Origin of the sequence: Tetragenococcus muriaticus DSM 15685, assembly GCF_000423785.1 — a bacterium.
GTDB classification, from domain to species: domain Bacteria; phylum Bacillota; class Bacilli; order Lactobacillales; family Enterococcaceae; genus Tetragenococcus; species Tetragenococcus muriaticus.
Genome location: NZ_AUIQ01000065.1, coordinates 1 through 10268, shown reverse-complemented (window position 1 = coordinate 10268; position 10268 = coordinate 1). Strand labels below are relative to the sequence as shown.

The 10268-nt window shown below is 37.0% G+C and carries 6 protein-coding genes and 1 pseudogene; 5 read left to right on the top strand and 2 right to left on the bottom strand.

Annotated features, from left to right (window positions below; all coding sequences use genetic code 11):
• The first annotated feature begins 524 nt into the window (after positions 1-524).
• The 5 genes from rnc to gshAB all read left to right on the top strand — a co-directional run bounded on the left by rnc (position 525) and on the right by gshAB (position 9236).
• The gene (rnc, locus tag G577_RS0108960) at positions 525-1220 is read left to right on the top strand and encodes a ribonuclease III (RefSeq protein WP_028790913.1); all 696 of its coding nucleotides are present in this window, start codon (positions 525-527) and stop codon (positions 1218-1220) included.
• Positions 1221-1229: 9 nt separating this feature from the next.
• The gene (gene smc / locus G577_RS0108955) at positions 1230-4820 is read left to right on the top strand and encodes a chromosome segregation protein SMC (protein WP_028790912.1); all 3591 of its coding nucleotides are present in this window, start codon (positions 1230-1232) and stop codon (positions 4818-4820) included.
• Positions 4817-5626, top strand: a complete 810-nt coding sequence (locus G577_RS0108950) for a Cof-type HAD-IIB family hydrolase (RefSeq protein WP_028790911.1) — start codon at positions 4817-4819, stop codon at positions 5624-5626. The genes smc and G577_RS0108950 overlap by 4 nt, the downstream gene beginning before the upstream one ends.
• Before the next feature lie 40 nt (positions 5627-5666).
• The gene (gene ftsY, locus G577_RS0108945) at positions 5667-6803 is read left to right on the top strand and encodes a signal recognition particle-docking protein FtsY (protein WP_028790910.1); all 1137 of its coding nucleotides are present in this window, start codon (positions 5667-5669) and stop codon (positions 6801-6803) included.
• Positions 6804-6971: 168 nt separating this feature from the next.
• Positions 6972-9236, top strand: a complete 2265-nt coding sequence (gshAB, locus tag G577_RS0108935) for a bifunctional glutamate--cysteine ligase GshA/glutathione synthetase GshB (RefSeq protein WP_028790909.1) — start codon at positions 6972-6974, stop codon at positions 9234-9236.
• Between the two features lie 136 nt (positions 9237-9372).
• Here the strand turns inward: gshAB and G577_RS0108930 are convergent, their stop codons facing one another.
• Both G577_RS0108930 and G577_RS11375 read right to left on the bottom strand, forming a co-directional pair.
• Entirely contained in the window at positions 9373-9822 is a 450-nt protein-coding gene (locus tag G577_RS0108930; protein ID WP_028790908.1) for a YueI family protein, read from the bottom strand.
• Between the two features lie 199 nt (positions 9823-10021).
• Positions 10022-10268, bottom strand: a pseudogene (locus G577_RS11375) (ISLre2-like element ISTeha1 family transposase); the annotation flags it as partial.

The following is a 10268-nucleotide window of genomic DNA, read 5'->3' as shown; positions in this document are numbered from 1 at the left end:
ATGAAAGCCAAGATGGAACGGATCGACGCCCATTTAAGAACGCGATTGCGAACCATCGTCTGGAAGATGTGGAAGGTTCCCTCCAAGAGACAATGGGGATTACAAAAGTTAGGTGTAAATAAGAGCTTAGCTAAACTAACATCGTACGCAGGAAACCACTACCAGTGGGTAGCTACCAAAACCTGTGTAAGAAGGGCAATAACTAAACAAAAACTAGGCCAAGCAGGCCTAGTCAGTTGTTTAGATTACTACCAATATAGACATAACATATATTCATAATGGAGTCGCCGGATACGGAACCGTATGTCCAGGTGACGTGAGAGGGCGATTGATTTCGCCCTACTCGATTCATGTTATTGAAAATTAGAAGTTCGTTTCATTTTTAATGAAGAATGATCATATTTTATAATAAAAAAGGCATAAAATTCCTCAAAGATTTTGCTTTTCTTTCTGCACAATTATTTCATTATTTGATAAAAATCAGTATAATGAAAGAAGGTCAAAAAAGAAAAGGAATGGAATCAATGGACAGTCAGTTTTTAGAAAAATTACAAGAGAACTTCAATATCGTATTCCATGATGTTAGCTTGTTAGACCAAGCATTTACCCATTCATCTTATGTGAATGAGCATCGTCAATTACAACTATCAGATAATGAACGTCTAGAGTTTTTAGGAGATGCTGTATTAGAATTACTCGTCTCCAGGTTTTTATATTCTCAATATCCAGACGTGCCTGAAGGAACTTTAACGAAATTACGAGCAGCTATCGTAAAAGAAGATAGCCTAGCAGCATTTGCTAGGGAATGCCATTTTGACCGTTATATTGCCTTAGGTAAAGGAGAAGAACGTTCAGGCGGACGTGAGCGTGTCGCTTTGTTGTGTGATCTATTTGAGTCCTTTTTAGGGGCTTTATATCTAGATCAAGGGTTAGAAAAGTCTGAAGCGTTTTTAAAACAAGTTGTTTATCCTAAAGTTTTATCAGGTGCTTTTTCACATGAGATGGATTACAAAACACGGCTACAAGAAGTTTTGCAGCGTTCTGGTGATCGGATCATCGATTATCGCCTAGTCAAAGAAGAAGGGCCTGCTCATGACCGTCTTTTTTGGACAGAAGTGTATTGTGATAATGAGTTAGTCGGTAAAGGATACGGTAAATCAAAAAAAATAGCAGAACAAGATGCAGCAGCGAATGCATTAGTTCATCTTGAAGATAAGTGAGGAACATAGGTGTATTTAAAAAAAATTGAGTTAGCCGGTTTTAAATCATTTGCTGACCGTATGGTGATCGACTTTGAAGATAGCATAACCGGCATTGTTGGTCCAAACGGCAGTGGAAAAAGTAATATTACTGAAGCTGTACGCTGGGTGTTAGGCGAACAGTCTGCTCGCAACTTAAGAGGCGGTAAGATGCCCGATGTCATTTTTTCTGGTTCAGATTCACGAAAGCCGTTAAACATTAGTGAAGTGACAGTCGTTCTAGATAACGCGGATTATTATTTGCCCGTAGATTATAGTGAAGTAAGCGTCACACGACGTTTATACCGAACTGGTGAAAGTGAGTTTTTTTTAAATAAGCAAGCGTGCCGATTAAAAGACATCCAAGAATTATTTATGGACTCTGGGTTAGGAAAAGAGTCTTTTTCTATTATATCGCAAGGAAAAGTAGAAGCAATTTTTGCTAGTAAACCCCAAGATCGTCGAGGGATCTTTGAAGAAGCTGCAGGCGTTTTAAAGTATAAGCAACGCAAAAAACAAGCAGAACAAAAGCTCTTTGCTACAGAGGATAATTTAAGTCGTGTTCAAGATATTGTTTATGAACTAGAAGACCAGATGGCTCCATTAAAAGAGCAAAGCACTACGGCTAAGCAATATTTAGCGTTAAAAGAGGATTTTACAAAGCTTGACGTGGCTTATACCGTTGCTGAAATGCAAGAAGCTAAAGTTGCTTTTGAACAAGCCAAAGGGCAACTAGAGGATTTAAATGAGCAGTTGGATACAATAGCCCATCAAATTCAACAAAAAGAAGAAACATTACAAGAACAACGTTTAAAACGGAGTCAATTGGATCAGTGGTTAGAAAAAAATAACCAAACCCAAGTTTCTATAGTAGAGGCACTAAAAAAAGCTGAAGGACAACAAGAAGTACTGCAAGAACGGTCAAAACATGCTCAAAAAAGCGCACAAGAGTATCAAAAAAATTTAGCTGAAATTAATGAAAAAATTGCCTCTTTAGAGAACGAAAAAACGAATTTAGTCGGAAAATTATCAGAGAAAAACGGAGAGGTTCAATCGGTTGAAAAAGAGATTGAACAAGCTCAAGCTGAGTTACAAAAGTATCAAAAATCTACTAAGGAGCTAATTGAAGAGCTTCGTGCAAAATACGTTGATCACATGCAACATCAAGCCAATATCGGTAATGAACTAAAGAATCTTGAACGAGAATATACACAAGAGATGGCTAAAAACCAATCATCTTTAGAAAAACAAGAAAACATTGGTAAAGACTACAAACAAAAACAAGAAGAACTTAATGACGTAACGTCACAATTAGAACAATTGCAAGAAAGTTTGTCCGAACAAAGAAAGCAATTTAACCAATTGCAAGAAAAACAACAGTCTTATCAAAAACAATATGAAGATACGCAAAAGAAAATGTATCAACTAATGGATGAAACTCGTCAGATTAAGGCAAGGATAAAAAGTCTTCAAGATATCCAAGAGAACTATTCAGGCTTTTATCAAGGAGTTCGTATTGTACTGCAACAGCGTAATGAACTTTCAGGTATTGCAGGAGCTGTCGCAGAATTGATGGAAGTTCCTGCAGATTACACCTTGGCTATTGAAACGGCCCTTGGTGCGCAAGCTCAACATATTGTTGTAGAAAATGAAGAAGCTGCTAAGGCTGGAATAAATTTTCTAAAACAACGTCAAGCTGGTCGTGCTACTTTCCTACCTATGACAACCATTAAACCGAGGCAATTATCGAGTACTGCTTTGGAGCAAGCTCAAAATGTTTCTGGGTTTGTTGGCATAGCTAGTCAGTTAGTTCATTTTTCAGCAGAGTTTTCAGCAATAATGCAAAACTTGTTAGGGACCACTTTGATTGCCCATGATTTGGCAAGTGCGAATGATATTGCACGAGCTGTTCAATTTCGCTATCGGGTGGTTTCTTTAAGTGGAGATGTGATGAATGCTGGGGGGTCTATGACTGGTGGTGCAACGAAACGAGGTAATCAGGGAAGCTTATTTAGTCAAGCAAATGAATTGCAGACACTAAAGGAACAAGCTCAACGTAGCGATAAACGGTTGAAAACAGTGGAGAACCAAGTGTCGGAATTTCAACAACAAGCTAAAACCTGCCAGCAGGAAATGGAAACATTGCGTACCAAAGGGGAATCGGCTCGTTTAGAAGAGCAAGAGCTACAAACGCGTAAAAATCGCATAGTGGAAGAAATGGAACGTTTAAATAAAGAACAAAAAATTTATGAGTATGAAAACAAGGAAGTACAAGACTTTATTACAGATTACCAAGAAAAAAAAGAAACATTAACAAGTCAACAACAAAGTGTGACAGATCAACTGCAAAAGCTACAAACAGAGATGCAAGAGCTGAACGACCAAGACGATTTGATAGAAAAAAGACGAACCGATCTTAACCAAGAGTTATCTGAAAAAAAGGCTCAACTTGCTGTGAATAAAGAACAAACGAATACATTAAAACAACAGATTCAAACGAACGACCAAGATTATTCAGAACAAAAACAACGAAAAGAAGCATTAGAAAAACAGTTAGAAGCTTTGACAACAGATGTCTCAGGTCATGAAGAAACGGAAGAATCCTTACAAAAACAAATTGCGACCTTAACTGAAAAAAAAGATGATTTGCAACAGCAATTACATGAAAAGCGACAAGAGCGCGATCGTTTGTATCAAGAAATTAGTGAAGAAGATGAAAATTTAAGTCAATTAAATCAACAACAAAAAGAAAAGCTGGCAGAAAAAACAAAGTCAGAAGTAACCAAAAATTATCAAGAAAATTTACTAGATCAACGTTTGACTTATTTACAAGAGGAATACCATATAACCTTTGAAAAAGCACAACAAGACTATGAGCCTATGACTAAGGACGAAGAGACAAGAGGGAAAATCCAGCGTTTACGACAAAAAATTGAACAGTTAGGTCCGGTCAATTTAAATGCCATTGAACAGTATGAAGAAGTTTCCCAACGTTATGAATTTTTGAATAAGCAAAGAGAAGATTTATTAACTGCTAAAAACCAATTATTTACTACAATGGATGAAATGGATGAAGAGGTAAAAACTCGTTTTAAAGATATTTTTGAAAAAATCCGCGAGCAGTTTAAAGTTGTTTTTCCCAATATGTTTGGTGGCGGACGAGCAGAGTTATTTTTGACTGATCCTAATGATTTGTTAAATACTGGAATTGAAATTGAAGCTCAACCACCAGGAAAAAAACTGCAAAATCTAGGTTTACTCTCGGGAGGAGAGCGCGCTTTGACGGCGATCGCCTTACTTTTTTCTATTATTCAAGTACGCCCGATTCCTTTTTGTATTTTAGACGAGGTCGAGGCAGCTTTAGACGAAGCGAATATCTTACGTTTTGCAAATTATTTACAGACTTTTAATAATGATACACAATTTATTGTGGTGACCCATCGAAAAGGAACAATGGAAGCTTGCAATGTCTTGTATGGAATTACAATGGAAGAATCAGGAGTTTCTAAAATTGTGTCAGTACGTTTAGAAGATGTAGCGGAAAACGGGCAAATTGCAGTTGAAGGGAAAGGTAAAGCATGATTAAATTAATTGCTATTGATTTAGATGGAACGCTATTAGATGAAGAAAAACAGATTTCTTTAAGGAATAAAAAAGCTTTACAAGCAGCTAGAGCACAAGGAACAAAAGTTGTTATTTGTACTGGACGACCATTAGCAGGCATCCGTCCGTATTTAGAAGAGTTAGAAATGCAAAGTGCTGGTGATTACAGTATTACCTTTAACGGGGGTCTTGTGCAAAAAAATGATACCGGAGAAATCGTTGAAAAAGCTGCATTGCGCCAAGAAGATGTGTTGGATTTGGTTGATTTAGCACAAAATTTAAATTTGCCCTTGGATGTATTGTCAGATGAAGTGGTCTTGTCACTACCAACCTCTGTTCAACATCTATCACTTTATCCACAATTGAATCCACTTTTAACTTTTCAAGCAGCTACAGTGGAGGAAATGACGCCTGAGCGTTTGTATAATAAGGCAGTAGTTGGTTATCACCAAGATTATTTAGATCAACAAATTGCTAAAATTCCAGCTAGATATAAAGAACGCTATGAAGTGATTAAATCACGAGAAAATTTATTGGAATTCATGCCTAAAGGGATTACTAAAGCTTTTGGTATCGCTTCTTTAGCTCAAGACTTAGCTTTTTCTAAGGAAGAAGTTATGGGTATTGGGGATGAAGAAAATGATTTACCAATGATTGAATATGCGGGTTTCGGGGTAGCAATGGAGAATGCGGTCGCGCCCATTAAACAAAAAGCAAATATCGTTACTGGGACAAATGAAGAAGATGGCGTTGCCCAAGTTGTGGAAAAATATGTGCTACATTGATGTAGAATATCGTTAGTTTACCCAAAGGAGTGAAAGATAAATGGGGCTTTTTGATAAAATTAAACATGCCTTTGTAAAAGATAAAGAAGAAGAGCAACAAACAGAAGAGACTACGACCCAAGAAGAAGTTACAACTGAAACAAGGGAAGAAGAGACAGTTTCTACAACAGAGGCGGATGTTCCAGCTGATGAACAGGTAGAAACAACCGAAGAAGAGACAGATAGCTTTGAACCAGAAGATACACAAAAAAAATATGAAAAAGGCTTAACAAAAACGCGTAAGACTTTCAAAGACCGTATGAATGAACTATTTGCTAATTTTCGTTCAGTAGATGAAGATTTTTTTGAAGAAGTAGAGGATACGCTTATTGGGGCAGACGTTGGTTTTGACACTTCTATGCGTATTGCGGACGAATTGCGACAAGAAGTAAAGATAAAAAATGCGAAAAAACCTGCAACTGTACAAAATACTATTATTGAGAAATTAGTTGATCTGTACGAAGAAGAAGGAGAAAAAGAAGTTAATGAACTTAACGAGCAACACAATGCGCTCTCTGTTTTCTTATTCGTAGGCGTGAATGGTACGGGAAAAACAACGAGTATCGGCAAGCTTGCATGGCAATATCAACAAGAAGGAAAGAAAGTTGTGTTAGCAGCAGCGGACACTTTTCGAGCTGGAGCTATTGATCAATTAGTGGAGTGGGGAAAAAGAGCTGAAGTAGAAGTGGTACGTGGTAATACCGGTAGTGATCCTGCTTCCGTTGTTTTTGATGCAATGACTAAAGCAAAAGAGGAACAAGCAGATGTTTTACTGATTGATACCGCAGGTCGTCTGCAAAATAAAGTAAATCTAATGAATGAACTAGATAAAATTAAACGCGTTATCAAGCGAGAAGATCCTAGCGCTCCTCATGAAGTGTTGTTAGTTGTAGATGCTACAACGGGTCAAAATGCTATGAACCAGGCGAAACAATTTAAAGAAACAACTGATGTTACAGGGTTAGTGTTGACCAAATTGGATGGTACGGCTAAAGGTGGTATTGTATTAGCCATTCGTAACGAGTTACACTTGCCAGTAAAGCTCGTCGGATTAGGTGAGAAAATCGATGATTTAGAAATTTTTGACCCTAATGATTTTGTTGTAGGACTTTTCAAGGGTCTCTTACAAGAAGAATAAAAGAGGGCACCAAACGGTTTGAGGTATGGATCGTTTGGTCCCCTTTTTATCCTCTATTTTTACTTCATTTTCAACTTGAAATATGGGAACTTTTGGGAACAAAATGAAAGCTTCCTTTTTTATTGTTTGCTATAATGGCTATAGAATTTTTAAAGAAAGGATTATTTTATGAATATCCAATCCATTTTAACCAACGAACAATTATATCCTTACTTATTAAAAGCTCGTTATGGTATTGAAAAAGAGAGTCAACGAGTTACGACAGAAGGGGACTTAGTTACAACAGACTATCCGCAAAAATTAGGAAATCGGAGTTATCATCCCTATATCCAAACAGATTTTGCTGAAACGCAAATGGAATTAGTCACGCCTGTTACAGATAATATTTCCGACCTTTTTCGTTGGTTAGCAGCTATCCATGACACAGTGTATCGTTCCATGGAGCCTAATGAAATGCTTTGGCCATTGAGCATGCCTCCTGCCTTACCTAAGACAGAAGAAGATATTGTCATTGCTAAACTAGATAATTTTGAAGATGTGTTATATCGTCGCTATCTGGCAAAAACCTATGGACGAAGGAAACAAATGGTTAGCGGGATTCATTTTAATTTTGAATTTGACGATGAAATGATACAAAAGATGTTTGAATTGCAAGAGGAATACGAAAACTATGATCAGTTTAAGACAGAGGTTTACTTAAAAGTGGCTCGAAATTACTTACATTATCGTTGGCTAACAACTTATTTTTTTGGAGCTTCTCCGTTAAGCAATCCTCGTTATTTTAATGGCTATAAACATCCTACTGAGCCGGTTCGTAGTATTCGTAATAGTGAATACGGCTATAAGAATCTTGAAGATGTTAAAGTGACTTATCGCTCAGTAAAAGAATACGTGGCAGATATTCAACAAATGGTAGAAGAAGGGAAGCTTTCTGAAGAAAAAGAATTTTATGCTGCTGTTCGCTTAAGGGGCGGTGAAAGTGTAGCTGACCTAGCAGATAAACCGATACGTTATATTGAATTACGTAATATTGATCTTGATCCTTATCAACCTTATGGTATTGGTCAAAAAGAAGTTGAATTTCTTCATCTTTTTATGCTGTTTTTATTATGGACAGATGAAAAAGCTGAGCCAGACGAATGGGTCGAACAAGGGGAACAAATGAACAATTTCGTGGCTTTGGAGTCACCGTTAGCACAAACAGTTTATTATGACCAAGCTAAAAGCCTAATTGTTGCAATGAGAGATTTTGTTGAACAAATAGCGTTGCCAGTTTCAACTGAAATTTTGGATCGCTTAGAAGAAATGTTAGAGGACCCGAAGCAAACGTTAGCTGGGAGAGTTTACCTAGATGCGCAAAAAAGAACACAAAAAGAATTAGGGAAACAAGAAGGTTTATCTTATTATGAAAAAGCTTGGCAAGCACCTTACCAACTAGCAGGATTTACAAATATGGAACTTTCGACCCAAATTTTTATGTTTGACGCTATTCAAAAGGGATTTGATATTGAAGTATTAGATGAACAAGACCAGTTTTTGGAGCTAAATGCCCAAGACCATACTGAATATGTAAAAAATGGCAATATGACAAGTAAAGATACTTATATTACTCCTTTGATTATGGAAAACAAAACGGTGACTAAAAAACTTCTACATCGAACTGGTTTCCGAGTACCTCAAGGGAAAGAATTTACTAGTGAAAAAGCAGCAAACGGAAGTTATGAAGAGTTTCGAGATAAAAGTATTGTCGTAAAACCGAAGTCTACTAACTTTGGCTTAGGTATTACAGTTTTTGAAGAAGGACCAAGTAAAGAAGACTATGAAAAGGCGATAAACACAGCTTTTCAAGAAGATGGTTCGGTTTTAATTGAAGACTTTATACCGGGCACTGAATACCGTTTTTTTGTCATTGGCGATGAAGTGAAAGCTATTTTATTGCGAGTCCCTGCTAATGTTATCGGAGATGGAAAACAATCGATTCAAGAATTAGTTGCTCAAAAAAATAGCGATCCTTTGCGAGGAGAGAATCATCGGACCCCGCTAGAAAAGATACAGCTAGGGGCAAGCGAAGAGTTAGTCTTACATCAACAAGGATATACATTCGATTCGGTGCCAGACCAAGGAGAAACCGTCTATTTGCGTGATAACTCTAATGTATCTACGGGGGGAGATTCGTTTGATATGACAGATGAATTTTCTGAGGACTATAAACAATTAGCTGTTCAAGTGGCCCAAACTTTAGGTGCAACCATTTGTGGGGTGGACATCATTATTCCTGATATTGCAGCACCTGCTTCTGCAGTAGACGCTTATGGTATTATAGAGGCGAATTTTAATCCTATGATGCATATGCATTGTTACCCTTATAGGGGCAAAGGGCGTCGTTTAACCATGGATATCTTAAGACTTTTGTATCCTGATTTTGTAAAATAACTTTGAGGAAATCATAATGAAGATAACGGTAATAAAAATGAATGACTCCAATATAAAAAAGACTTACTGGTTTATCGGAACAAACGATACCAGCAAGTCTTATCTTCATTTTTGTACCTTAGCTTAGCATTTTTAATTAATCATTGTGAAAAAGACTACGCCAAAATCCCTTTTTTTCATTGTCGTTTTGCGAAGATTGCGAGATATCATTTGCAAATTTTTCCGCGATATCGATTGTATCTTCGTTTACGGCTTCATCAGAAACGACAAGAAGGCCACTTTCTTCATCATCTTGCAAATCAGTATCAACAACAGTAAACTTAAGTTTTGCCTTCATAACGCTTTGGATGTAGCTAGTCTGTAGTGTTTGACTAACATTTCCATTAATCAAAACACTGGCATCAGAGTAATCTGTTAAATGGGTATCTAAGATTTTTTTAAGTTTTTCTTGTCTCATTTGTTGAATTGTTATTTGAATATAGACACGTTCACGAAAAGTTCCTAAAAATTTTCTTTGTTCATCAGGGTTTACAGAGGGGGTGCCGTACATTCCTTTATCTAAATGCTTTTGTACTTCGTCTGTCATAGTAAGCCTCCTCAATGAATGAATTATATCTATTATAACATAAGACGTTTTTATTTTTAAAATACTTCACAAATTCAAGTATGTGTCAAGTTTATTGAGGTTGAATAAAAAAACCGTCTTTTGGGGCAGACACGAAGTTATTTTCAACCTCACTTTCGTTCGGTTTGCCCTCATTATCTCTAACAAAAACAAGTTTTTATTAGAGATAATTCGGGGTCATTATTAATTGGTTTAATCCTTTGGCGAATTGGCCTAAAGGGGCACTTTTCGCTTTTCCTTCGCCCATTTGCCCTTTAAACGCACCTTCATGAGCTTGAAAATGAGGTTTTTTCTGTACCCAGCGTTTCATAGCTTGCCAACGCTTTTCTTGAGCGACGACGTCGTCCGGAAGGGCTTCGTATTGGTTCAACCAACCTTCAAATTCTTGGTTTCTTAAACTATCTATG

Coding starts and splice junctions, on each gene's coding strand:
- rnc (WP_028790913.1), top strand. CDS start 525: ATGGACAGTCAGTTTTTAGAAAAATTACAAGAGAACTTCAATATCGTA.
- G577_RS0108950 (WP_028790911.1), top strand. CDS start 4,817: ATGATTAAATTAATTGCTATTGATTTAGATGGAACGCTATTAGATGAA.
- ftsY (WP_028790910.1), top strand. CDS start 5,667: ATGGGGCTTTTTGATAAAATTAAACATGCCTTTGTAAAAGATAAAGAA.
- gshAB (WP_028790909.1), top strand. CDS start 6,972: ATGAATATCCAATCCATTTTAACCAACGAACAATTATATCCTTACTTA.
- G577_RS0108930 (WP_028790908.1), bottom strand. CDS start 9,822: ATGACAGACGAAGTACAAAAGCATTTAGATAAAGGAATGTACGGCACC.